We start from the raw sequence: 24,249 nt of genomic DNA on the forward strand, positions 1-24,249 counted from the left end.
GTGAGAAAAAATGAAGAAAAAACAATATTTTTGTGAAAAAGTATAATTTTTTGATTTTCAGTCACGGAAGATCCACTCGCCTATGTTAATTTGAAGAAAAATATTGCGTGTTTAAGCCCAATCGCCACCAGAAAGTGATCTTGTTCTATGCTGTCAAAATTTTTTATTGAACGTCCAATTTTTGCAGGTGTGCTCGCTATTATAGTGATGGCCGTACTTCACTTAGCGCTGCTCTTGGTGTTGCAGGTGGTAGCGAAGTTGGTGGTCGTGTAGGTCTTTCTTATGTATTTGGCGGAAAATAATTAACCCGTTGATACATTTGGATTAAACAAAAAATCCCCGCTACTTGCGGGGATTTTTTATGACTAACTATGACTACAAATGTTAAGTAAAACGCTAATCAAGCTTTTTGGTGAGCTGGAAATTTAATTCAGGCATTTCCAATTTTTCACCTTTATCACCACGAAGCTCAATAAAGTTTTCACCTACAAAATAAATTCGATTGTCGCCTTGGGCATCAAGTTGAATCATCCCAGGTTGATCTGGCAAAAACTTAAAACTGCCTTTCACTTTATTTTCAGTGTTCACAGGTTTACCTAAAAACTCTTGGCCAAGCTCATAGCTTTTATTGAGTTTGAGTTCAAGCTCAGTTTCAATCCCTTTGCAATCATGGCAAGGCAGAATTCCTTTATACTCACCTGCCCAATCAAGTGCATTTTCGGTGTTATCACCTGTGGCAATCGGACTTTCTGAGGCAGCGTCTGTATTAGCAATGACATTATTATCTGGTGGTATAGCGGTTTCAGATTCATTGCTGGTCTTTGAACATGCCGTTAGGGTTGCACTGACCATACAGAGAGCGAGGATTAGTTTTTTCATGAGATTTATACACCGTATGTACCCAATATAATGCTAAGCGTGACTTTTATTGCTCAAGAAAAATAGCCTATTCCTGTTAACAATTGTGTGTTTGGTTAATACATCAAAACAGACATTTGATTTTTAAAATTCGTAAATAGTGAAATATTGGTGATTTACCTAAAAGTGAACGCTAAAGGACATTTATATATTAATTGGTGAATAACTAAACAATATAGGCTTTTATAATTATTTTGCGTTGTTAAACTCTGCGGCATAGAAAAAACTGTCGGTGCAAATTGTGTTTGAAAAAACAGCGGAAAAAAGTCTGAACTTAATGGGGTGGCAAATTGATAACCATTGGGATTTAAATATCGACCAATGTGTCATGATTGCAGCGCCACATACCAGTAATTGGGATGCACTTTATGCACGCCTTGCCCTGAAAGCTTTAGGGGTAAATGTTCGTATCACGATTAAAGACAGTTATATGAAATTTCCGTTTGGACCTTTTGTACGTGCTATGGGCGGAATTGGTATTAATCGTCGTCCAAAACAAGATGGTGAAGCACGTCAAAGTATGGTTGAGCTGATGGCTGACTTATTTAAGCAACATCCGAAATTAGTCATGTTGGTAACGCCTGAAGGGACGCGCGCTAAACAAGAGAAGTGGAAAACCGGTTTTTATCATGTTGCCATGCAAGCAGGTGTGCCGATTGCTTTAGCCTATATGGACTATGCGCAGAAAAAAACGGGTGTGGGTAAAATTGTTTATCCTACAGGCGATTATGAAAAAGATATGGCTGAAATCATGGATTTTTACGCGCAAATTCATGCCAAATTTCCTGAAAAATTCAGTGTCGATACACGCTATCATTAATCCAACAAACCAATAAATAGGACAGCATCGGCTGTCCTTTTTTATGTTTAGATTCTTCTATTTAGATTCTTCTGTTTAGATTTTTATATTGATTTTAATCATTAAAGTCGGGATGGATACCGCCCAGATTTTGACATGCCGCCTTATAAATAATGTATTGCTGATCAACCACATCGATGAGCGGGATACGAAATAACTTTTCGCCTTGCTTATAGCTATCGATATAAGACACGACTTTTTGTTTACTTGATGCTAGTTTTTCTTCATGGAAAGTTGTAATCGAGCTATGAGTCATATGTGAACTTTCAATATTATTGCACTGAAAATGTGAGAGTAGTTTTTCAGCTTTTTTAATTTCGCTGGACGTGCCAAACATACAGCCGCTAAGCAGAGTTACACCTGCAAGCAGGATGAACTTTTTCATGGTTTTATTTTAAGCAAAATTATGAGGTGCAATATTCTATTAATTTTCGTCAGAAAAATTAATTACTTTTTTACCATTTGGCTAATTTTTATTTAAATGTGAACTGTGTCATTGTTACAAGATGTGAATGTCTAACTGAAAAGGCGTTTTATTAGAATAATTTCTACAAATATCTTTAGGTTTTGAGTTATCAGCTTAAGATACTCATTGTCACCAAGAAGCAGCTTGAAGAAAATAATAGCCCTAACACGATATGCTTAAATTGGCGTTCTGAAATACGATAGAAAAGTTTGGCACCAAAAATCACGGGAAAAGCCATAATTACCAACAGCACGGCTAAATAGGGCAGATGTTCACGATGGATGATCCCTTGTAGCAGATAGCTAATGAGTGTGACGAGCTGAATGGCTAAATTGAAATGTCGCAAAATATAGCGTTGTTCTGCTTTGGGTGTATTTTTCAGCATGAGCCATGCAGAGGGTAATGCACCACAAAAGCCTCCAAGACCACCCAAGATTCCAGCAATATATCCAATACTAGAATCCGCCCATTTCCCTGATTTTTGGATGAATGAAAATTTAGGATTAAAAAATAAAATTGGGCACCAAAACATTAAAAAAGCGCCCAAAACCAATTTAAATGTATCTGGATTAATGCTGTCTAATAAATAGGTACCTAGCGGCACACCTAAAATTCCTGCAATTAAATAGGGATAAATGATTTTTTTATTGATCGGAATGCTTTTACGTTCTGATGATAATGAAATGAAGTGGCTATAAACTGAAGCGCAGACCACCAAGGGTGCGGCTATTTGTGGGGGGAGTATCCAAACCCAAAATGACATTGCGATAAGGGCGAATGCAAACCCTGTTAATCCTTGTACGAATCCCGCAAAGATGGCACCAAGAATAAAAATCAGCCAAGTCATTAAATTACAGCTTTGTAATACGTGGCGCTATTGTAGTGAATTTTTCTATATAAATGTGGCTGACTGAGCAAATGTAGCAAAATTGGATGTCAAATGATGAATAAAACATGCATGTTTAAATACAGCATATGTACACAGACTTCCGATTGAATTCATTTCGATAAGTGAAAATGCCCTTCATCAAAGAGGAGTGCTACACATGCTTAAACAAGTTGCTTTGCTATCTGTGGTTGCAGTTACATTTACAGGGTGTGTCGTGGCGCCATTTGATGATGGCCGATACCATTCGAATCAATATGGCTATGCAAATCAATATGGTGGTTCATACGGACAGCGCTATGACTCAAGTCAGCGTTATGACCGCTCATATGGTCGAGTGAATAGCCCGCAACATCGACCAAACTCACCACGACCGAATTCGAATAACCGTCCAGACAATATATATAAACCAAATGCGCATAAACCGAATGTACACAATTCTTCATCTCAGCATCCGTCAAATGTGCAGCGTCCAAGCGCAAAGCCTCAGACTTCGGCTAAACCCAATACAAGCAAGCCCCAGCAGCAAAAACCACAGCAACAACGTCCAAAAGTGACGCCCGTGGATAAAGCTAAAACCACAGGTGGATTTAACAGCCAGCGTCCACTTCGACCACAGGTTTAATGATTTTCAAGTAATAAAAAAGGACGCATTGACGTCCTTTTTTGTGTGCATTTACATTAAGCCTTTTTATATAAGCCTGCACACACCGTCCCAGCTTTGGTTTGTTTGATTTGCTGCCAACTGCTCGGGAGTTTTAACTGAGCAAGATCACGATCAGCTTCGATATAAATTAAACCATTGTCTGCAATGCACGGATCGACCAATTCAGCAAGTTCTTGCCATAAATCAAGACTATATGGTGGATCTAAGAAAATCAGATCAAATTGGTCTTTCAAGTTAGGAATGGCTTGTTGTGCCGTCATGTTTTTGAGTTGCGCACGTTGTTTGCTAACTCTTAAAAGTTCTAAATTGTCCATGAGAAACTTCGCTTGGGTGCGATCAGGTTCAATTAAAACGGCTTCTGCTGCGCCACGTGAGAGTGCTTCAAACGACAAAGCACCTGAACCTGTACACAGGTCGAGAACTTTGGCATTTTGAACATCCCACATGAGCCAGTTAAATAATGTCTCGCGCACACGGTCAGGTGTAGGACGTAAACCATCAATATTGGCAAAAGGCAGTTGACGGCGTTTCCATTCACCCCCAATGATTCTTAATTGATTTTTCATGAATTATTCCTCATCGGTTGCATGTGCGGCACTGGCAGCACGAGGTGTTGTATTTGCACTATTGTTCTGCTGTGCAGTTGGGCTTGCATTTGGGTCGGCTGATAAAATATTCGAGCCGCTTGGTAACTCACTCGGTTTTAGACCCGCAGTCATGAGACCACCGCTAATTTGATGGCTAGCAGGACGAATTGGATTCTTTTTACGTGTTAATAACCAGTAGTCAAACATTGGTTTAGCAATTTGAGCAGCAGAACCACCGTGACGACCATTTTCCCAAACGACGGCAATCGCAATTTCAGGTTTTTCCGCAGGGGCAAAACCAACAAATAAACCATGGTCAAGCTGACGCTCTGTCAATAAAGATTCGTTATAGCGTTTACCTTGGGCAATACTTTTAACCTGTGCGGTGCCTGTTTTACCTGCTATTTGATACATTGGGGTACGAATACCACGACCGGTCCCTGTTTGAACCACATCAATCATGGCATCACGCATTTTAATCCAATCATCTGGCTTACCATTAAATTGAATGCGACCATTCGGGGCGTTATGGACTTTATGAACCTTAGCGCCTTTACTTTCACGCAAAACGTGAGGTGTAACATGTGAGCCTTGATTGGCGGTAATAGCAGTCGCCATCGCCAGTTGTAATGGTGTTGCAGTAAATGCACCCTGACCAATACTGACGGAAATCGTTTCACCTTTGAGCCAATTGGACTTCCGTGTGCGGAGCTTCCATTCAGGATTTGGATATAGCCCCGTACTTTCACTTGGTAAATCTACACCGGTTTTTTCACCGAAGCCAAACTGACGCATCCAAGTATTCATTTTTTCAATGCCCATACGATAGGACAAGACATAGAAATAGGTATCGCAGGAAATGACTTGAGCTTTGTGTAAATTAACTGAGCCATGACCAGTTTTTTTGTGGTCACGGAAACGATGGCTGTCACCCGGAAGCGTGAAATAGCCCGGATCGGAAATGGCTGTACTCCAGTCCACTAGACCATAATGAATACCACCTAGACCAAACATTGGCTTAATCGTTGAACCCGGTGGATAAGCCCCTTGCACAGCACGGTTATATAATGGCTGATCGAGGCTATCACGTAGTTCAGAATAATCTTTGCTGCTAATGCCAGTAACAAATAAATTGGGGTTAAAACTAGGACTGGACACAAGAGCAAGAATTTCCCCAGTACGTGGGTCAATCGCCACAATTGCACCACGTCGATCTGCAAGCTGCTCTGAAGCGACCATTTGCAGTCCATAATCTAGGGATAAATATAAGTCATTACCACGAATCGGATCTTTACGACCTAGATGTCGTAACACATTACCAAAGGCATCGGCTTCAACCGACTCATTTCCCGGCATACCATGTAAAAGTTCTTCGTATGATTTTTCAACGCCAATTTTACCGATCAGGTTTGAGCCAGCGTATAAATCTTTATCAATCGTTTTTAGTTCTTTGTCATTAATACGACCTACGTAGCCAATCACATGGGCAAACAGTTCACCATGTGGATAGTAGCGAGTCATTTGGGTCTCTATATTGACACCCGGGAATTGATATTTCACCTCACTAAAACGGGCGATATCATTTTCATTTAAATTCAGTTTAATCGAAACGCGTTCAGTCTTTTTAGAGGTTTTAATCCGACTTTTGAAACGTTCAATGTCTTCATCAGTCAGTTCTAACAGAGGCGTTAGGCGCTCTACCGTATCATCAATGTCTTCAACATCCGCACGGCTCATGGTTGCTGAGAAAACCGGATAATTATCCGCTAATAACACACCATTACGGTCATAGATATAACCACGAGAAGGTGCAAGCGGTTGCAATCGAATTCGGTTTTGATCGGCAGCAGTCGAAAAGGTCTCATAACTTTTGATTTGCAAATATGCATATCGTGCCACAAGCAACAGCATAAAGAAGGAGACAATCCCTATCGAAATCACCACGCGATTACGATAAATCCGCTTTTCTTGCTGGACATTTTTTAAAGGATAATGCTGCTTCATACGCGATCGACTTAAAGACTGAGAGCTAAAATAACGGAAGAGGCATATTCTAGCGCAACTGACATTTTTTTGATAAATAAAAAAGACTCTGCTGTGATTGCAGTCTATATTTTGACTTTGCAGACATGAAAAATATGGGGCTTTGTGTATAACAGTTCATATTATTCTGCTAAAGTCGAAACGTATAAAAAAGGAATATTCCAAAAAATAATACTAAGGAAGTTTGTGAAAACAATGAATAAATTATATCCATTGCTTGCATTTATGATGCTCGGAAGCATCGCACATGCCAATGACAATTCATTTTTACCTGAGGCAAAGTTAACAGGTAAGGGTTATCAACCATGGAATGTTGGAGCAGGTTTTACTCAAAAAATTATTCACGTGAATGGTGAGTGGGTAAACCCATATGGCATTGCCTATGCAAAAGCTGGTGTTTTCTTGAACGATGATAAAACACCTGGTGGGCAAGTCGGCTTTCGTCACCCAGTTCATCTCACTGGCAAAGATAAAAATGGTTATTATATCGGAGCTTATGCGGGCCACATCGACTCCAAGAAAGTAGATGGTGAAGATGAAGCGCGTTTAGGTGGTGGTATCGATCTTGCTTATGTGATGTTGAGTGCCGAGCGTATTAGTACGTTTAGTGTAGGCTTGGGTGCGGGTGAAAAATTAGAAGACAAATCAGGTAATGTGATTGTGGAAACCGAACCGAGACTACAAATCTCATATACTTTAAGTTTTGGTTTGTAGTGAAAATAATCAACTTTATTTTATAACCGCACTCACTGAATAAAATTAAATATGGAAGTTATGCATGCTTGAGTACGTTAACGAATTGTGGCAAACCTTTTTGCAACGTCCCGATTTTTGGGCTGTGCTGAGTATTATCCCCGTTACCGCATTCGTTACCTGGGCACACGTTTGGATGGCACTGAAAATGGTGTTTTACCCGATTACTTTCTGGGGATTCCATTTAGGTCCATTACCCGTGGGATGGCAGGGGATTGTGCCAAGAAAAGCTGGACGTATTTCTGGCATTATTACGGATAATACATTGTCTAAATTGGGTTCCTTGCGCGAGTTTTTGGATGCAATGGATCCTGAGGACATGGCGCGCATCATTGGTGAACAAGTTGGCTTTGAGCTTGAACATTTGATTGATGAAGTCATGCTAGACCGAAATGCGGTGCTTTGGGAAAACCTACCGTATTCGATTAAACGCCGTATTTATGCCCAAGCACACAAACAGCTACCAAATACCTTAAAAGAACTCGTGACCGAACTGACCATGAACGTAGAGTCACTTGTTGATATGCGTGAAATGGTGGTGAGTCAAATGGAAGCGGATCGTCTCTTGATGGTGCGGATGTTCCTTAAAGTTGGCCAAAAAGAAATCAACTTTATTTGGCATATTAGTGCCTTGATTGGGATGTTCTTTGGTATCTTCCAGATGGTTGTTTGGTTTGTGGTGCCATGGCATTGGACAGTTCCATTTTGGGCAGCAATTTGGGGCTTTTTGACCAACTGGATTGCCATCTGGATGGTATTTAATCCCATTGAGCCGCACCCCGTAAAGTATTTGCAATTATTTGAATTAACTAAAGATCGTAAATTCCCTTGGATTAAACCTGTGATTCCACGTATTGGAACGTACAATGTTCAAGGGGCGTTTATGAAACGCCAAGAAGAAGTTTCGGATGTATTCGCAAGTGTAGTCACAGAAGACCTAATTACGTTAAAATCCATCATGACCGAAATGATGTATGGCGGGAAGAAAGATAAGACCCGTCGCATTGTGAAACGTCATATTAATGAAATTATGGAATCTCCACTGGTTCGTACCTCATTACAGTTGTCTTTAGGTCCAAAAGAGTACGCAAAACTCAAGACAGACTTGATCGATCGCTCAATTGAAATTACGATGGTGCCTGTATGCGACCCTGCGTTTAATGCGAGCCGTGCACAGAAAATCTTTCAAATGTTTAGAGACCGTATTCGTGAGCTAACACCGAAAGAATTTCAAAATCTATTACGTCCTGCATTTCAGGAAGACGAATGGATTTTAATTGTCTTGGGTGGTGTAACCGGTTTTATCGCGGGTACAATACATTTGTTTGTGGCTTTCTTATAATTAGATGCTGGAAGATGATCTGAATCTTGGGTTTAGATCACTACATAGCGTCATATACAATGTTTAAAATGAGGATGTTTTTTTATGCGCATTATATTACTCGGACCACCTGGAGCAGGTAAAGGGACACAAGCTCAGTTGATCTGTAAGCGCTACGATATCCCACAAATTTCAACCGGTGATATGCTCCGTGCTGCGATTCGTGAAGGTACTGAATTAGGTCTACAAGCTAAAAGCGTCATGGATAATGGCGGCCTTGTATCTGATGAGCTTATTATTGGTCTTGTAAAAGAACGCATTGCTCAACCTGACTGTGTCAACGGCTGCATTTTCGACGGTTTCCCGCGTACGATTCCACAAGCTGAAGCGCTTGAAAACGAAGGGATCAGCATCGATCATGTAATTGAAATCGATGTACCTGACGAAGAAATCGTTCAACGTTTATCTGGTCGTCGTCAACACCCAGCATCTGGTCGTGTATATCACACCGTTTACAACCCGCCAAAAGTGGAAGGTAAAGATGACGAAACTGGTGAAGATCTTGTTCAACGTCCTGATGACCAAGAAGCAACAATTCGTAAGCGTTTAGGTTCTTACCACGCTGAAACTGAGCAATTGGTTGGTTTCTACCAAGGTCGTGCAGCTTCTGGCGAAAACGCACCGACTTATGACAAATTAAATGGTCTTCGTCCAATCGATCAAGTTCAAACTGATTTGTTCGCGATTTTAGATCAGTCTAAATAATTCAACTTTTTTGAATTTTTGACAATCAAAGAGTCCTACTGCATAGTGGGGCTCTTTTTTTATGTGGCTTTTAGGGCGAATCTGTTATGAAATTTGCTTTGGTTATAATGGTCATCATCGCTGTGGCGGTGTTATTGGGCTTATTATTTGTCAGCTTTAAAATGTTGCGTAAGGTGCAAGTGGAAGAAGCAGAGCAAGCTAAACTGAACCCTAAGCAATATCGCTTACATCCAAAACTGCAGCAAGAGTTTGATAAAAAACAGAAAGAACAAGATAAAAATTAATCATCAATTTGATCAATTGATTCTTACAAATTTCATCAACTCCCAAATTGAAGAGATTAATCCTCAATTTGGGTGGTTTTAATCGGTCTTAATGCGCCAAAGTCAAAACGGTCAGGCCAATTACATACATCAGACACGATACATTCATCACATTTGGGTTTGCGGGCAATGCAGCAATAGCGTCCATGTAAAATCAGCCAATGATGTGAATCAACAATAAACTCTTTGGGGATGACTTTGACGAGTCGGTGTTCGACTTCCAAAACATTTTTGCCGACAGCCAATCCTGTACGATTACCTAAACGAAAAATATGCGTATCGACTGCCATGGTCGGTTGTCCAAAAGCAGTATTCAGCACCACATTTGCAGTTTTACGACCGACACCGGGTAAGGCTTCCAAATCTGCACGATTATTCGGAACGATGCTGTTGTGCTTCTCAATGAGCATCTTGCAGGCTTTAATGACATTTTCCGCTTTTGAGTTATACAGGCCAATGGTCTTGATATATTCCTTCAGTCCGTCAACACCTAACGCATAAATAGCTTCAGGAGTATTTGCTACTGGAAAAAGTTTATCTGTGGCTTTGTTGACACTGACATCTGTGGCCTGAGCAGATAGGGTAACAGCCACTAAAAGTTCAAATGGACTACTATAATTGAGTTCAGTTTTCGGGTTGGGGCGTTGCTCACGTAAGCGTTCAAAAAAAGTTTGAATTTGCTTCTTAGTCATGTTTTTAACAGTCATGATTAAGCCCCTTGCAGTTGTGTTAGTTGTAGCGTGAGCGTATGGAGTAATTCACGTTTTTTTGCATCTTCTCGAACACTCAGTTGTTTTTCTAACTTTTTGATTTGTGTTCGAATTTTTGCAAGTTCAATGGTGGTTTTTGCATCGAGTTGAACGACTGGCGTAGTAGGTTTTTCCACGACTTCAATGACCGGTACCAAGTCTGTCTGGGTCGAAAATTGGGCAAAAAGTTCCGTATCAATTTCTGCGCGTACAACAGGGCCTTTACGATGAATTCTGCGCTTTTCCTCACGTTGAATATGTGCATAGTAGCGGCGACGTAAATCATTCTGTTCTGCGATTCGAGCGGCTTCAGATGGCACTTGATCAAGCTCTTCGACAAGGTCGATACAATCCACTGGACAAGGTGGAATGCAGAGTTCGCAGCCCGTACATAAATCCGTCAAGACGGTATGCATCAATTTGCCTGAGCCAATAATGGCATCAACAGGGCAGGCACTAATACATTTGGTACAACCAATACATTCATCCTCACGAATCACAGCTTTAACCCGTTGCGGGCGTCCATCACTTTGGATTGGCCAAACGCTGGCTTCTGCTGTTAAGTGTGGACGATTTAATAACGCTGCTAGTGAATCTGCCACAGGTTGACCACCGGGTATACATTTATTGGCTTCTTCTCCTTCACTGATGGCTTTGGCATAGGGTAAGCAGCCGTCTCGGTGTCCACAAAGTCCACATTGAGTTTGTGGCAATAGGGCATCAATTTGTTGGATGAGGGAAATTTCAGAAGTCATGGGTAGTCGCGAGTACAAATGAAGGCAGAGAAAAACCAAAGAGGACGTTGAATTCTAGCATGTTTCAGTATGAATTGCTGTGCGCAAAAATGGGTCTATAGATGCATCATAAATGAGCAAAATAATTCATTAAAATATTCCTAAAAGTAATAGTATTTATAACTAAAATATCTGATTAATCAATTTAAATCGCTGTTCTATAAAGAATTTAAAGATTTTTTAAAAAAACTATTGCTGATTAGTTACAAAAGATATTTAATATTTTGCGCCAAAATATATCTTTGATCAAAATTGTGATCAATTTTGATCCATACATCTGCTGAGGATTAAGTGTTGAAATATAACAGCCTTAACGACTTCCTAGACTACGTTAAAACACGTGATGAACATCAACCTGAATTTCTTCAAGCTGTTGAAGAAGTGATGACGAGCCTTTGGCCATTCATCGAAAAGAACCCACAATATGCTGACTACGGTTTGCTAGAACGTCTTGTTGAGCCTGAGCGTGCAATTCAGTTCCGTGTTTCATGGGTAGATGACAAAGGTCAAACTCAAGTTAACCGTGCTTTCCGTGTTCAATACAACTCAGCAATTGGTCCATTCAAAGGTGGTATGCGTTTCCACCCATCAGTGAACCTTTCAATTCTTAAATTCTTAGGTTTTGAACAAACTTTCAAAAATGCCTTAACTACACTTCCTATGGGTGGTGGTAAAGGTGGTTCAGATTTTGACCCTAAAGGTAAATCTGAAGGCGAAATTATGCGTTTCTGTCAAGCATTAATGATCGAGTTATACCGTCATCTTGGTTCTAACACTGACATCCCTGCGGGTGACATCGGGGTAGGTGGCCGTGAAGTTGGCTACATGGCTGGTATGATGAAAAAATTAAGCAACGACACAGCATGTGTGTTCACTGGTAAAGGTTTAACTTTCGGTGGTTCACTTGCGCGTCCTGAAGCAACTGGTTACGGTACTGTGTATTTCGCTGAGGAAATGCTGAAAACTCGTGGCGACAGCTTTAAAGATAAAGTCGTAACGATTTCGGGTTCTGGTAACGTTGCACAATACGCTGCTGAAAAAGCAATGTACTTAGGTGCGAAAGTGGTTTCACTTTCTGACTCAGCAGGTACTGTATACGTAAAAGACGGTTTCACAACTGAACTTCTTGCTGAAGTAATGGAATTGAAAAACGTTAAGCGTGGCCGTATTTCTGAATTTGCATCTAAGCACGGTTTTGAATATTTAGAAGGTCAACGTCCTTGGTCTATCAAATGTGATATCGCGCTGCCATGTGCAACTCAAAATGAATTAGATGAAGCTGATGCTGAAGCTCTTCTTGCAAATGGCGCAATCTGTGTTGCTGAAGGTGCGAACATGCCTTCAACTTTGGCTGCAGTTGAGAAATTCGTTGAAGCGAAAATTCTTTATGCACCAGGTAAAGCATCGAATGCGGGTGGTGTTGCGACTTCTGGTCTTGAAATGTCTCAAAACGCAATTCGTTTGGGTTGGACTTTCGAAGAAGTTGACGAGCGTCTACACGCGATCATGAAAGAAATTCACCGCAACTGCGTGAAATACGGTACTGAAGAAGATGGTACTGTGAACTACGTAAATGGTGCGAACATTGCAGGCTTCGTAAAAGTTGCTGACGCAATGCTTGCTCAAGGCGTTTACTAAGTTCTACGTAAGTTGAACTGAAAACCGAGGCTTCTGCCTCGGTTTTTTATGGCTGAATGGCTTGGAATATATAGAATTGTTGCTCAGTGTTCATGAGCCTAAGTTGGATTTTGCTATCTATAACGTTGAAGTGAAAATTTAAGGATTGGCTGAGCAAACGTTTTATATGAAGCTCTTGCTGATGTAATTGTGGGCAGAACTTCAGGGTACTCCCTACATCTCCTGTAAAACGCAAAGTATGCTTTTCTACATCATAATTGCGGCCAATGCGATTACAGCCACTAAAAAATGTTATACGGCCATTGTTGAATGTGAGAGTTATTGGGGCGGGTAGAGCCTTATTCTCTACGAGAACCCACGTCTTTTGAGTTAATTGTTCTGCTTCAAAATCACGTAAATCAGCAATTCGCTGTATGCCTTTAAAAATATAGGTCTGTTGATTGCGATTCATCACGATTAATTCAGGCAGGGCATTTTGCTTTTGAAGTAGCTTTAGATTGACATCGCGAAAGAGTTGATTGAACAGCACATCGTTATTTGATTGCTTTGAACAGCCGATCAGTGTTTGCAGTTGTGAAGATTCAGTCTTCAAATGCTGTTGATTTAAATGATAAGGTTTAGAGATTAAATTGCATCCCGCATAAAGGTGTAGCTGTTGTGCGGAAAAGTTAATGAGAAAGGGTTGTCGGCTGTCAGTTGGATTATGTTGCCATGTATAGTGCTGTAAAACTTGATGAAATTGATCTGAAGCTGGGCTGATAAAAGTCTCGTGTTGAAGTTTGGGTCGCCATTCGCTATTACTCTGACAGCCAAACAATCCGAATAAAATACTAAAATACAATAAATTTTTCATCGGTAGTCTAGATCCTAAAGCGTACTGTAGATATAAAAAACCGAGGCGATGACCTCGGTTTTTATAGGCTGTAACTTACAAGGTACCTTTTACGGCTTCACGTTCGACTGACATATCAAAAATATAGGCATATTTTGATTGGTCAGCAGCAGGGTTTTTACGTTCAAAACGTTTTACGCGAATAATTTGGCGTTCTGCAGGAGTGTGCTTAAAGCCTTCAATTTGATCGTAAAATAAAGTCCAGTCTTTATCAACTTGTGTTTTTAGGCCTTTTTCATCGTATTTCACTTCACGTACTTGCAAACAAGTTTGTGGAGCAACGCCTGTACATTGTTTAGTTTTAGGACTGACTTCTAGGAAAATCGTTTCGCCTTGCGAGTTGTACTGAGTTTCAGGTGTTAATTTTCCAGTGAAAACCACTTTCTCACCTGTTGCAGAGATAATGGTTAACGTTGGGTTTTGTGGATCTGTAGTATTTAAAACAAAAGGTGCTTTACGGTCACTAAAGAGTGAAGATGCAAGTCCTTCTTGTTTCATCGCATTATCAGGACACGCCATCATGGTAGATGCAATGTTGCCTGTTACAAGCGTATTGTGTTCCACTTTCCATTGGGTTGACATACTGTTACAACTGGTTGAAATACCCAAAGTGCCATTTTCTAGAAAATTTAAAACCAAAGGTTTTGGTGCATTTTCAGTGGTGGTGCTCCATTGATATGAAGCTAAAGTTTTATCAGCATTTTGTTGTTGTAATACGCTCACGGCTAAATCTCCAGCTTTTTGGATATCGCTTGATTGACATGCTGCAAGGGCTAAAGGGAAGAGGGCGATCGCTAAATATTTTAATTTCATTACGCTAACTGTTCTAAGTGAATTTCAGCCTGTAGCATAACCCATTCATTTTAAAAAAATATGAATACATTCAGCTCAAATAAGTAGCAAAATGTATCCATAAATAATAATTTGTTAACTTATTAATATAAATTATGAATAAGTCAATCTATCTCATTTTTCCACGTTTAATCAAAACGATAAATATCCATACCGAGCGAACCCATACTAAAGCTACTGTGAACAATAGAGAAGCGGGGGCCTGCACCCATCGCAAAGAAGATGGGTGCAAAATGTTCAATGGTCGGATGGTTGCGTTGTACAAACGGGATATTTTGCCAATCGAGAACTGCATCAAAATCTTGATGAGTGAGCTTATTGACCACAAAATTACGGAATGTAGACGCCCATTCAGGCACGGCTGCCGCACGTCCATCCCAAGCCAACTCACGTAAGTTATGAGTAATACAGCCCGATCCAATCAACAGGATTTGCTTGTCACGTAAAGGTGCAAGCGTTTGTCCAATTTTATAGATCTCTTGCGCAGACATGGTCATTGGCAGTGATATTTCAATCACAGGAATGTCAGCATCAGGATACATATGCAATAACGGCATCCAAACGCCATGATCGCGTGGACGGGTGCTGTTGGCATGTGCCAATAACCCTGCATTGGCAAGCAAATGGAGAATTTCTTCTGCGAGCTCTGGGTTACCCGGCGCTGGATAACGAATATCATAAAGTTCCGCAGGGAAGCCACGGAAGTCATGCCAAGTTTCAGGACGGGCACTGGTACTTACTTCTAGTGCGTTACTTTCCCAATGTGCGGACATGATAATAATGGCTTCCGGTTTTGGAAGATTCAGGCTTAAACGTTCCAACGCAGGACCGACTTGCTCAGGATTGATGGCAAGCATAGGTGAGCCATGGGAAATAAATAAACCTGGAAGTGTTTGTAAATTCATCGCGGTCGCCGTTGGTTGTTTAAAGGAATATGATGATCATGCACTAAATTATTCAGCGTAACAATTCGGATAATTTCAACGGTTTGTTTCATTGTTGCAACGCTTGCTTGCTGTTGATGCTGGATGTCCGTTTAGATTAACCCGCACGATGGTAAGGGTGATTATGGTTAATACTCATTGCGCGGTATAGCTGTTCGATGAGCATGACACGAACCATAGGATGCGGCAAAGTCAGTTTAGACAAAGACCAATGCCATGCTGCTGCTTTACGTACTGCTTCAGAATGTCCATCTGGCCCACCAATAGCTAGAACCACATCATTGCCTTCAAGCATCCAACCTTTCATGGTTTCAGCTAGTTTTTCGGTACTGAACTCTCGACCACCGACTTCTAAGGCGATCAGCACTTCATTCGATTTCATGGCATTTAAAATGCTGTCACCTTCAATTTGACGGTATTTTAAAATGTCGGCTTCTGAGTCGTTCTTGCCACGTTTAGCCATAGGCAATTCAATGATCTGCGTTTGAACAAAAGGCTGAATACGTTTGAAATAATCTTCAAAACCCGTCAGAACCCATGCTGGCATTTTTTGACCGATTGTCAGAATACGAATTTTCATACAGCGCCTGAAAGTATACAAAAGAGCATTATAACGGTTCGCTTGCACTTTGTATGTTCAGACACAATTTGCAATTGAAATCGTGTTCTGCTTGCTGTTTAAATACGCAGCATAAGCAGATTAGATCAAAGATGAAAATTGGAATAATAACAATGAAAAAAACATGGCAGGACGGTAAATTATTTTTGCTCAAGCAGGCAGCAATCCTTTCAATTTTTGGATGGTGTTCATTTGCGGCGTATGCCAACAATATTAGAACCGCTGAACCGGATAATTTAAAAGTCTATTTAGAGCAAATTATTGGTAATGAAGCTGAATATCGTAACTATAAGAACATTCAAGAGTTAAACCGCGTGTCTGCTTGGATTCGTGAGCAGATGCGTTTGTTTGGTGTGAATTGTCGTTTTCAAACCTATACCGTAAACAGCCAGCCATACCGTAATGTGGTTTGTCCCTTAAATGCAGGGCATAGCAATCGAGTGATCATTGGCGCGCATTACGATGTATTTGAGGAGCAGCATGGCGCTGATGATAATGCTTCTGGCGTTGCAGGTGTACTCGAAGCTGCTCGGATTCTTTCGGCTGAAAAATCGCGTTTAAAACAAAATATTGAATTTGTATTTTATACCCTCGAAGAACCGCCGTATTTTAGAACAGAGTCGATGGGCAGTTTTATCCATGCAAAATCGGTAGCAAAGGAAAAGGATAAAATTTCAGGTGTGTATATTCTGGAAATGATTGGTTATTTTGATCCCAAAGTCACCCAAGAATATCCAGTTGGACTGAAATGGATTTATCCATCACATACGAATTTTATTGCATCGGTGGGGAATATTCAGTCTCGTGACTTAACTTCATCGTATTGTGCGGCGATGGAGTCTTTGAAGCAGTTGCAATGTGAACGCTTGATTTCACCGTCATTTATTCAGGGTGTGGATTTTTCAGACCATATGAATTATTGGCAATTTGATATGCCAGCGATGATGATCACTGATACTGCATTTTATCGTAATAAGCACTATCACACCGAGCAAGATACTATGGATAAATTAAACTTAGACAAAATGGCTCAAGTGATCGATGGTTTGGTGAAAACCATCTTAAATTTGAAATAGCATGTCTTTAAAAACATGACATAAAAAACGCAGCCCCGAAAGCCTGTGGACTGCGATAAAAGGTCATCTACCTGGAGATGTAGATGACCATCTTGTTCCAATGATCATCACGCTTTTACACGTGATTGGAACCAATAAAGAAACATACAGCGCGTATATCTCTCTACTATATATGTGGGATAGAGGGCGATATTTCAAGTAATAGCATTCAAATTTTGTAAGACTTTCTTATGGGTTATTATTGATCTTGATGTCGAATTTGAAAAAGTAATCCAATCAAAAGTTGTGGCTGTTGTCTTGAGTCTTGTCTTAGCGAAGGATTTGAATGAAATTTTTCAAATATTTAGTGTGAAAGCATGAATGTAAAAAAGCCCTATCGAAACAGGGCTTTTTTCATTTATTGCGAGTTGCTAGCGCTTAGTGACGAGCAGCTTTGCCACCTTCAGTTGCTTTGACAATCGGTGTCTTTGCAAGAGGTTTAGGCATATCAACTAAGGCTAGAGGTAAAATCTCATCAATCGATTTCACTGGTTTAATTTCTAGACCTTCTTTGACATTGTCTGGAATCTCAGCCAAGTCACGAACGTTGTCTTGTGGGATAAAGACAAGCTTAATGCCACCACGGTGAGCAGCGAGAAGTTTCTCTTTTAAACCACCAATGCGCATTGCACGGCCACCCAGACTGGTTTCACCTGTCATCGCAATATCTGGACGAATCGCAATGCCTGTAAACGCTGAAACAAGAGCAGTGGTCAGGGCTAAACCAGCAGATGGACCATCTTTCGGTGTTGCACCTTCTGGTAAATGCACGTGTACATCAGTTTCTTCAAAGCGAATCGCTTCAATACCTAGTTCATCTGCACGGGTACGTACAACAGTCATCGCTGCTGTGATCGATTCTTTCATGACATCGCCAAGAGAACCGGTGGTAATGAACTTGCCTTTACCTTTCACTGCTGCAACTTCAATTGTTAGTAGCTCACCACCAACAGATGTCCAAGCCAAGCCATTTACACGACCCACTTCAGCTTCTTCTTCAGCCATACCGAAGTCGAATTTGTGTGGGCCTAAGTAGTCAGGAAGATTTTTCGAATTCACTTCAATTTGAAGATTTTTCGCTTTCTTGCTCACTGCTTCTTTTACCACTTTACGTGCAATTTTAGACACTTCACGTTCTAAGCTACGGACACCGGCTTCACGTGTATAACGTTGTACGATATCGCGGATGGCTTCTTCGTGAACGGTTAATTCTTTCGCACGTAGACCGTTGTTCTTGATGGCTTTTGGAACAAGGTAACGTTCAGCAATATTCACTTTTTCATCTTCGGTATAACCCGGTAGACGAATCACTTCCATACGGTCAAGCAAAGCTTCTGGAATATTCATGCTGTTTGCAGTGCAGATGAACATCACTTCAGAAAGGTCTAGATCAAGATCTAAATAGTGATCATTGAACTTACTGTTTTGTGATGGATCGAGGACTTCAAGCAATGCTGAAGCAGGGTCACCACGGTAGTCTTGCGCCATCTTGTCGATTTCATCGAGTAAGAACAGTGGGTTCTTTACGCCAACTTTTGTCAAAGACTGCACAATTTTACCGGGCATCGCACCGATATATGTACGACGGTGACCACGAATTTCAGCTTCGTCACGCACGCCGCCAAGCGCCATACGGACAAATTCACGACCAGTCGCTTTGGCAACAGATTCACCGAGTGAAGTTTTACCAACACCTGGAGGACCAACTAAGCACAGGATTGGACCACGAAGTTTTTTCACACGTGATTGAACAGCAAGGTATTCCACGATGCGGTCTTTCACGTCGTCTAAACCATAGTGATCGGCATCAAGAATATCTTGAGCTTTCGCAAGGTTAATGCTGACTTCGCTAGCTTTGTTCCAAGGCGTATCTAAAATAACTTCTAGGTAGTTACGCACGACAGCAGCTTCGCTTGAAGCAGGTTGCATCGCTTTTAGCTTGCGGAACTCATTTTCAGCTTTTTTACGTACATGTTCAGGTAAATCGGCTTCAGCTAGACGTTTTTCAATTTCTGCAACGTCATCTTCAGCACCGCCATTCATGTCAGAAAGTTCGCGTTGAATGACCTTCATTTTTTCATTTAAGAAGTATTCACGCTGATTCTTTTCCATTTGGCGTTTCACAGAATCATGTAAGGTTTGCTCAATTTGCTGCTCTTCTGACTGTTGTAATAAATACGTCATGAGCTCAGCTAAATGTGCTTCAAATTCATCATGCTCTAAGAATTTTTGTTTTACATCAATATTCAAAGGCACGCGTGTTGCTACGAAGAATAATAATTGTAGCAAATCATCAATTTTATTGGCTGCTGCAATCAATTCACGTGCGTTACGCAATTTTGCTTCTGCATATTGAGCAAATAAGGTGCGTAATTCTTCCACACGATTATTCTGAGTTTCTGAGTCAACAGAAACCGTCATTGGGCTTAATGAATGCTCGGCAGTCAGGTAATCATCGGCATCGATAATTTTTTCTAACTTGGCACGATATAAGCCTTCAATCAGTACTTTTATACAGTTTTCATCATTCTCATGATTCACAACTTGCACAATCTTCGCGACAGTACCGTATTGATATAAATTGTCGTGATCAATTTCTTCTGTAAGCGAATCTTTTTGTGCAACTACGAATACAAGATTGTCACTGTCACGTGCGACATTGACTGCATTGATCGACTTTTCACGACCCACAAACAGTGCAATTTGCATGTGAGGATATACAACCACATCTCGTAGCGCTAAGAGCGGTAATACGCTCGGAATTGTAGTTTCCAAGCTTTCTTCATTCATAATAATCTCAGACATGGGCACTCCTAATGAGTGACAACGGTGTTGCCATGTTTTTTATAGTGATGTGTATTTTTTAAATTACAAGGGTCATGCCAATTAAAATGTATAAAAAATGACTAAATATGTGATTTATAAGTGTAACTCAGTGTCAAGAATATCAAATTAACGTTTGAAGCTTAAAGTTTGAGATGGGCTAATAAAGCCATCTAGCGGTTGATCCCATGCCTCTCGGACCAAAGAGTCTTGAATGAGTTGAAAATCATGACCAAGTCCTAAACGGTAGGGGGTAGAGTGGGCTGTTGCTAATGTTTTATCGTAGAAGCCACCCCCCATACCAATACGTGTGCCGTACTTGTCGCAAGCGAGCAAGGGCATAATTAAAAGGTCAAGATGAGAAACATGCTTCCCACGACTTGCCATGGGTTCTTTCATACCGAGTGGGTGATGAGAAAAACGTTTACTAATGTATTGATGACGTGAGATTTCAACCCAAACCAGTTGCTGATTCATGTTGCAAATCATGGGTAAATACACGTGTTTTTGATGCGAAAAACAGTAGTGGATAAGCTTTTGAGTGTGAATTTCACCAAATGCATGTAAATAAACGCCTATATGCTGACTGCGCTTAAAATAACTATGTCTGATTAAGCGCTGTAGGACTTGTTGTTCAGCTTGTCGTTGCTCCCATAGGTTTAGGCTACGACGCTGCTTACGGAGTTGTTTACGAAGGCTGGTGGTGCTCAAAGTCATGGTTCATTTCAAAGTAGCACAAAATTCTCAAAGGCATTTTAACGTGTTCAAGCTTAAAAGTCCGAAAAAATAGGTTTTATCTTTTCTTGTAAAAGCGTCCTTAAGAAGCGGTCTGCTCAATGAATGTGTATCTATTTTCCCCCCCTCTAATCTTGTTTAAGCCAATGATTTCATAGTTTGAATTTTTGGCTTATTTCGATGGATCAGTAGATGTGCATAGGGACGCGTAAATTTTACTTAAAAAACAGAAATAAGGAATTAAAAAAAGCAGGGCATAACCCTGCAAATAGAGTGAGACAGCCTTTATTTAAGGCAAAAGGATAATAAACCAAGTAAAAAAGATAATTGCTAAAGCAACGAATTGAGCGGCACTCCCCATATCTTTTGCAATTTTAGAAAGTGGATGCTTGTCTAAAGATACGCGGTCGACAACGGCTTCAATGGCAGAATTGAATAACTCAACTATCAAGGCAAATAAGCACACCACTACCATAAGGGCATGTTCAGCACGACTCACATCGAGAAAATAACTGGTAGGAATAAGCACAATATTCATCCAGACAATTTGTCGAAATGCAGCTTCATTTTGATAAGCAGCTTTGAATCCGTCGAGGGAATATTGCGTTGCATTTAAAATTCGTTTAAATCCAGATTTGCCTTTAAACGGGGAAATTTCACTCATAGTACTGTACAGGCGTATAGATTTAAAAACTGGCGAAAATATAGCATGCCAAGCTTAAAGTTTTCTTGCATTCAGTTTTTATTTTATTGGGCATTAAAGTTTAGGATGATTTACATAAGCCTATATCAAGTTAGTGCTATGTTTATCCAGTATTGGACTTAAAATTTGCCTGAATTTCAGGCACAATACAGGCGTTTAAAATTTTTAATTTTGAAGCCTTTGCTTCATTGCATGAAATAATAAAAGTGATATAGGTCAACAATGAAAAACTTTAGTTTTGCTGTGCTTGCAGCAACACTTTTAACCAGCCAGTTTGTCAGTGCAGAGCCGGCAGTTATTCAAACGGAAATCAAAACGAATGTGACTCAGCCCATGGGATTTTATCCTTTCCAAGTGGGTGCATATAAAGTCATTGCTTTAAAAGATGGGACACTCGAATTAAGTCCTGATTTGTTTAAACAAAACTTAACTCCAGAAGAAGTCAGTGCCTTATTTCAAAAGCTTGCGGTTGATCAGAGCAAAGGCATACAAACCAGTGTCAATGCCTACCTGATTGATGATGGACAAGGCGGCATCAGTCTTGTCGATAGTGGTGCAGCCAGTTGTTTTGGTCCGAACTTAGGTTCTATTGCACAAAATATTGAAGCAGCTGGCTATAAGCTTAATCGTGTACGCAGTGTATTCTTAACCCATTTACATCCAGATCATGCATGTGGCATTGCGAAACAAGGCAAGGCCGTGTTTCCAAATGCAACGGTTTACGTCAATGAACAAGAAAGTCAGTATTGGTTAAGTGAAAGCACCGTCAACACTTTAGCTGCCGAAAAACGTGACGGTTATTTAGCGACCGTTGCAAAAATTAAAGCTGCGATTGCGCCTTATCAGACCATGCGGAGTTTTAAGACTTTTAGCGTTGGTTCGGTGATTAATGGATTAGAAGTACTACCGAGTGTTGGACATACACCGGGGCATTATTCTTTTATCTTAAAATCGCAAGCTAAAAGTTTTGCTATCCTCGGCGATGTGGTTCATTCCTATCATTTACAGTTTGAACAACCCAAATTATCTGTCGATTTTGATGTCGATCCGGTCAAAGCCAGTGAAACTCGTTTAGCAATTTTTAAACGTTTTGCTCAAGAGCAAACCTTCGTTGCATTTGCACATTTACCATTTCCGGGTATTGGTAAAATTAGTGAAATGAATGATGGTCAGTTCCGTTGGAACCCGCTAAATTTAGCTCCGACAGCTCCGACAGCTCCGACAGCTCCGACAGCTCCGACAGCTCCGACAGCTCCGACAGCTCCGACAGCTCCGACAGCTCCGACAGCTCCGACAGCTCCGACAGCTCCGACAGCTCCGACAGCTCCAGCACCTCAGCCAGTGGCAACGCAGTCAGCCGCAGAATATTTGGCAAAGCCGCTTTAAGATTTCTGTTGAACAATAAAAAAGACGCCTCGGCGTCTTTTTTATTTAAAGAAATTAGGGCTTTTGCAGTTGTGTTAAGGTTTTGCGCGCCAGTCCCGGATCATCTGCAAATACACCATCTACACCAGCTTTATAGAAGTTTTCAAATTCTTTGGCCGCACCCGTATCACAGCGTTCTGTCGCCACAGAGTTACACTTTAAATAGTCAGGTAAAAAACCATTTTCAGGTCTGAGCGTATAAGGATGGACTTTCAAACCAGCAGCATGGGCATCTTTGACAAAACTGGTTTGTTTAAATTCAGTGTTTGAAAAGATATAAGTTTTACTTGGGCCTACACCATCTGCATATTTTGCAACAGATTTTAGGCCTTCTGCAGTGGCTAAGCTTGCATAATTTTGTGGAGACGTTTGTTGCTGTAAATCACCCGGTATGGCAGTTGGACTATCTAATAATTGAATAATTTTGCCATGTTTGAGGGTTTTCTTTTGCGTGAGTTGATCACGTAAGTATTTAAGATTGGTGGTTTCAAAGGACTGTAAATATACAGGCGCGATATCACGTGTATAACTATATTTGGCAAGCGTGGTGAGTAAACGATCTTCCATGGCTAGATTTTGCTGTTGAAAAAAAGTTGGGTGCTTGGTTTCAATATATAAACCAACAATTTTCCCGGTTTTTTTATAGTGCGCATCTGCAAGTTCAATGATCTGTTCGAGCGTCGGGATGCTGTATTGATCATTATATTGAGTGTTATTAGGACGATATTGTGCAATACGCTCACGTGCTTTTACATTTTCAGTCAGTTCATTCAAATTAAAGTCTTCTGTAAACCATCCTGTATAGTCGATGCCATCGATTCTTTTGGTGGTTTTTCGATCCTCAAATTGTGACAGCGTACTAATATTGGTTGTCCCTGAAATTTCACTTTCATGGCGCGCAACCAGATAGCCATCCTTGGTTGGCACTAAATCGGGTTCGATAAAATCCGCACCATCGTCAATCGCTTTTTGATATGCGGCAAGAGTATGCTCAGGTCGCAAAGCACTGGCACCACGATGCCCAACAATGACAAAACCTGTATCAGGCAAAATAGGGGGCTTGGTGACATGGGTTTTATCGTCATCCGAATTACATGCAGATAAACCAAAAACGCTAAAAAGGAGCAGTGAAGACACGCCCCATGAGGATTTCACTTTGCTTGTTATGGCTAGATTTAACTGTTTTGTTAATTGTTTTTGCATGGCTGCCTCGGCATCTTTTTATTTAAATGAATGAAGTTGCAGGCATACATTGCAGGGCAGTGGCTAAGACTTCATGACAGAGGCGGTTTTGTCACATAAATTTACTAAAATAGCTGAAGTGGAGGCTCTCCATATTTTCTACATATTTCGCTTGAAGCAAGGTTTTTAT

23 protein-coding genes and 3 pseudogenes are annotated in these 24,249 nt (G+C 40.7%); 11 read left to right on the top strand and 15 right to left on the bottom strand.

The window, feature by feature from the left end; genetic code table 11:
- Positions 1 to 147: 147 nt before the first annotated feature.
- Positions 148 to 213, top strand: a pseudogene (locus FTU06_RS17070) (hypothetical protein); the annotation flags it as partial.
- Positions 214 to 396: 183 nt separating this feature from the next.
- Here the strand turns inward: FTU06_RS17070 and FTU06_RS03915 are convergent.
- Entirely contained in the window at positions 397 to 879 is a 483-nt protein-coding gene (locus FTU06_RS03915; protein ID WP_180145050.1) for a copper resistance protein NlpE, read from the bottom strand.
- Between the two features lie 280 nt (positions 880 to 1,159).
- On the opposite strand from FTU06_RS03915, the gene FTU06_RS03920 reads away from it, so the two are divergent.
- Positions 1,160 to 1,738, top strand: a complete 579-nt coding sequence (locus FTU06_RS03920; protein ID WP_180003952.1) for a 1-acyl-sn-glycerol-3-phosphate acyltransferase — start codon at positions 1,160 to 1,162, stop codon at positions 1,736 to 1,738.
- Between the two features lie 94 nt (positions 1,739 to 1,832).
- Here the strand turns inward: FTU06_RS03920 and FTU06_RS03925 are convergent, their stop codons facing one another.
- Together FTU06_RS03925 and FTU06_RS03930 are read right to left on the bottom strand one after the other, a co-directional pair.
- Positions 1,833 to 2,162 carry a hypothetical protein gene (locus tag FTU06_RS03925; RefSeq protein WP_180024138.1) on the bottom strand — a complete coding sequence of 110 codons (330 nt, stop codon included), beginning with the start codon at positions 2,160 to 2,162 and terminating at the stop codon, positions 1,833 to 1,835.
- A gap of 190 nt (positions 2,163 to 2,352) precedes the next feature.
- On the bottom strand, positions 2,353 to 3,090 hold the full coding sequence (locus FTU06_RS03930; RefSeq protein WP_180145053.1) for a sulfite exporter TauE/SafE family protein: 738 nt from the start codon (positions 3,088 to 3,090) through the stop codon (positions 2,353 to 2,355).
- A gap of 199 nt (positions 3,091 to 3,289) precedes the next feature.
- Here FTU06_RS03930 and FTU06_RS03935 point away from each other — a divergent pair, with 199 nt between their 5' ends.
- On the top strand, positions 3,290 to 3,754 hold the full coding sequence (locus tag FTU06_RS03935) for a hypothetical protein (protein WP_180055798.1): 465 nt from the start codon (positions 3,290 to 3,292) through the stop codon (positions 3,752 to 3,754).
- A 56-nt stretch (positions 3,755 to 3,810) separates the two neighbouring features.
- On the opposite strand, the gene rsmD is transcribed toward FTU06_RS03935, so the two are convergent.
- Both rsmD and mrdA read right to left on the bottom strand, forming a co-directional pair.
- Complete coding sequence (gene rsmD, locus FTU06_RS03940; RefSeq protein WP_180003957.1) at positions 3,811 to 4,362, bottom strand: 16S rRNA (guanine(966)-N(2))-methyltransferase RsmD; 552 nt, start codon at positions 4,360 to 4,362, stop codon at positions 3,811 to 3,813.
- A 3-nt stretch (positions 4,363 to 4,365) separates the two neighbouring features.
- Positions 4,366 to 6,387 carry a penicillin-binding protein 2 gene (mrdA, locus tag FTU06_RS03945; RefSeq protein WP_180007489.1) on the bottom strand — a complete coding sequence of 674 codons (2,022 nt, stop codon included), beginning with the start codon at positions 6,385 to 6,387 and terminating at the stop codon, positions 4,366 to 4,368.
- A gap of 234 nt (positions 6,388 to 6,621) precedes the next feature.
- Between mrdA and FTU06_RS03950 the strand changes: the two genes are divergently transcribed.
- The 4 genes from FTU06_RS03950 to FTU06_RS03965 all read left to right on the top strand — a co-directional run bounded on the left by FTU06_RS03950 (position 6,622) and on the right by FTU06_RS03965 (position 9,549).
- Positions 6,622 to 7,140: a hypothetical protein gene (locus tag FTU06_RS03950; protein ID WP_180145056.1), complete on the top strand. Its 519-nt coding sequence runs from the start codon at positions 6,622 to 6,624 to the stop codon at positions 7,138 to 7,140.
- A gap of 64 nt (positions 7,141 to 7,204) precedes the next feature.
- Positions 7,205 to 8,521: a hypothetical protein gene (locus FTU06_RS03955; protein WP_078189867.1), complete on the top strand. Its 1,317-nt coding sequence runs from the start codon at positions 7,205 to 7,207 to the stop codon at positions 8,519 to 8,521.
- 84 nt (positions 8,522 to 8,605) lie between these two features.
- Positions 8,606 to 9,265 carry an adenylate kinase gene (adk, locus tag FTU06_RS03960; RefSeq protein ID WP_078189866.1) on the top strand — a complete coding sequence of 220 codons (660 nt, stop codon included), beginning with the start codon at positions 8,606 to 8,608 and terminating at the stop codon, positions 9,263 to 9,265.
- Positions 9,266 to 9,351: 86 nt separating this feature from the next.
- Entirely contained in the window at positions 9,352 to 9,549 is a 198-nt protein-coding gene (locus tag FTU06_RS03965; protein WP_078189865.1) for a hypothetical protein, read from the top strand.
- Between the two features lie 56 nt (positions 9,550 to 9,605).
- Here FTU06_RS03965 and nth read toward each other — a convergent pair whose 3' ends face one another.
- Positions 9,606 to 10,295 (bottom strand): endonuclease III, encoded by a 690-nt coding sequence (nth, locus tag FTU06_RS03970; RefSeq protein WP_180145059.1) that lies wholly within the window; start codon positions 10,293 to 10,295, stop codon positions 9,606 to 9,608.
- Between the two features lie 2 nt (positions 10,296 to 10,297).
- A complete protein-coding gene (locus FTU06_RS03975) occupies positions 10,298 to 11,092 on the bottom strand; it encodes an RnfABCDGE type electron transport complex subunit B (RefSeq protein WP_180145062.1) in 795 nt (264 codons plus the stop codon).
- 330 nt (positions 11,093 to 11,422) lie between these two features.
- Here FTU06_RS03975 and gdhA point away from each other — a divergent pair, with 330 nt between their 5' ends.
- On the top strand, positions 11,423 to 12,769 hold the full coding sequence (gene gdhA, locus FTU06_RS03980) for an NADP-specific glutamate dehydrogenase (RefSeq protein ID WP_257246863.1): 1,347 nt from the start codon (positions 11,423 to 11,425) through the stop codon (positions 12,767 to 12,769).
- Positions 12,770 to 12,815: 46 nt separating this feature from the next.
- Here gdhA and FTU06_RS03985 read toward each other — a convergent pair whose 3' ends face one another.
- The 4 genes from FTU06_RS03985 to rlmH form a co-directional block, all read right to left on the bottom strand.
- On the bottom strand, positions 12,816 to 13,622 hold the full coding sequence (locus FTU06_RS03985; protein WP_180145064.1) for an META domain-containing protein: 807 nt from the start codon (positions 13,620 to 13,622) through the stop codon (positions 12,816 to 12,818).
- Between the two features lie 75 nt (positions 13,623 to 13,697).
- Positions 13,698 to 14,474, bottom strand: a complete 777-nt coding sequence (locus FTU06_RS03990; protein WP_180145067.1) for an META and DUF4377 domain-containing protein — start codon at positions 14,472 to 14,474, stop codon at positions 13,698 to 13,700.
- A gap of 167 nt (positions 14,475 to 14,641) precedes the next feature.
- Positions 14,642 to 15,418: a dioxygenase gene (locus FTU06_RS03995; protein ID WP_180145070.1), complete on the bottom strand. Its 777-nt coding sequence runs from the start codon at positions 15,416 to 15,418 to the stop codon at positions 14,642 to 14,644.
- Positions 15,419 to 15,554: 136 nt separating this feature from the next.
- Complete coding sequence (rlmH, locus tag FTU06_RS04000; protein WP_078189858.1) at positions 15,555 to 16,037, bottom strand: 23S rRNA (pseudouridine(1915)-N(3))-methyltransferase RlmH; 483 nt, start codon at positions 16,035 to 16,037, stop codon at positions 15,555 to 15,557.
- A gap of 152 nt (positions 16,038 to 16,189) precedes the next feature.
- Between rlmH and FTU06_RS04005 the strand changes: the two genes are divergently transcribed.
- The gene (locus tag FTU06_RS04005; RefSeq protein ID WP_180145072.1) at positions 16,190 to 17,152 is read left to right on the top strand and encodes a M20/M25/M40 family metallo-hydrolase; all 963 of its coding nucleotides are present in this window, start codon (positions 16,190 to 16,192) and stop codon (positions 17,150 to 17,152) included.
- Positions 17,153 to 17,569: 417 nt separating this feature from the next.
- Here FTU06_RS04005 and lon read toward each other — a convergent pair whose 3' ends face one another.
- The 3 genes from lon to FTU06_RS04020 form a co-directional block, all read right to left on the bottom strand.
- The gene (gene lon / locus FTU06_RS04010) at positions 17,570 to 19,996 is read right to left on the bottom strand and encodes an endopeptidase La (protein ID WP_180145074.1); all 2,427 of its coding nucleotides are present in this window, start codon (positions 19,994 to 19,996) and stop codon (positions 17,570 to 17,572) included.
- Between the two features lie 147 nt (positions 19,997 to 20,143).
- Positions 20,144 to 20,731, bottom strand: a complete 588-nt coding sequence (locus FTU06_RS04015) for a 5-formyltetrahydrofolate cyclo-ligase (protein ID WP_180026669.1) — start codon at positions 20,729 to 20,731, stop codon at positions 20,144 to 20,146.
- A 307-nt stretch (positions 20,732 to 21,038) separates the two neighbouring features.
- The gene (locus tag FTU06_RS04020) at positions 21,039 to 21,413 is read right to left on the bottom strand and encodes a diacylglycerol kinase (protein ID WP_168378310.1); all 375 of its coding nucleotides are present in this window, start codon (positions 21,411 to 21,413) and stop codon (positions 21,039 to 21,041) included.
- A 372-nt stretch (positions 21,414 to 21,785) separates the two neighbouring features.
- Between FTU06_RS04020 and FTU06_RS04025 the strand changes: the two are divergent.
- Positions 21,786 to 22,565 (top strand): annotated as a pseudogene (locus FTU06_RS04025) (MBL fold metallo-hydrolase); the annotation flags it as partial.
- Between the two features lie 84 nt (positions 22,566 to 22,649).
- Positions 22,650 to 22,838: pseudogene (locus FTU06_RS16745) on the top strand (hypothetical protein); the annotation flags it as partial.
- Between the two features lie 54 nt (positions 22,839 to 22,892).
- Here the strand turns inward: FTU06_RS16745 and FTU06_RS04035 are convergent.
- Positions 22,893 to 24,080, bottom strand: a complete 1,188-nt coding sequence (locus FTU06_RS04035) for a glycerophosphodiester phosphodiesterase family protein (RefSeq protein WP_180145077.1) — start codon at positions 24,078 to 24,080, stop codon at positions 22,893 to 22,895.
- Positions 24,081 to 24,249: the final 169 nt, after the last annotated feature.

It is taken from the genome of Acinetobacter sp. YH12052, assembly GCF_013419835.1.
Taxonomy (GTDB): domain Bacteria; phylum Pseudomonadota; class Gammaproteobacteria; order Pseudomonadales; family Moraxellaceae; genus Acinetobacter; species Acinetobacter amyesii.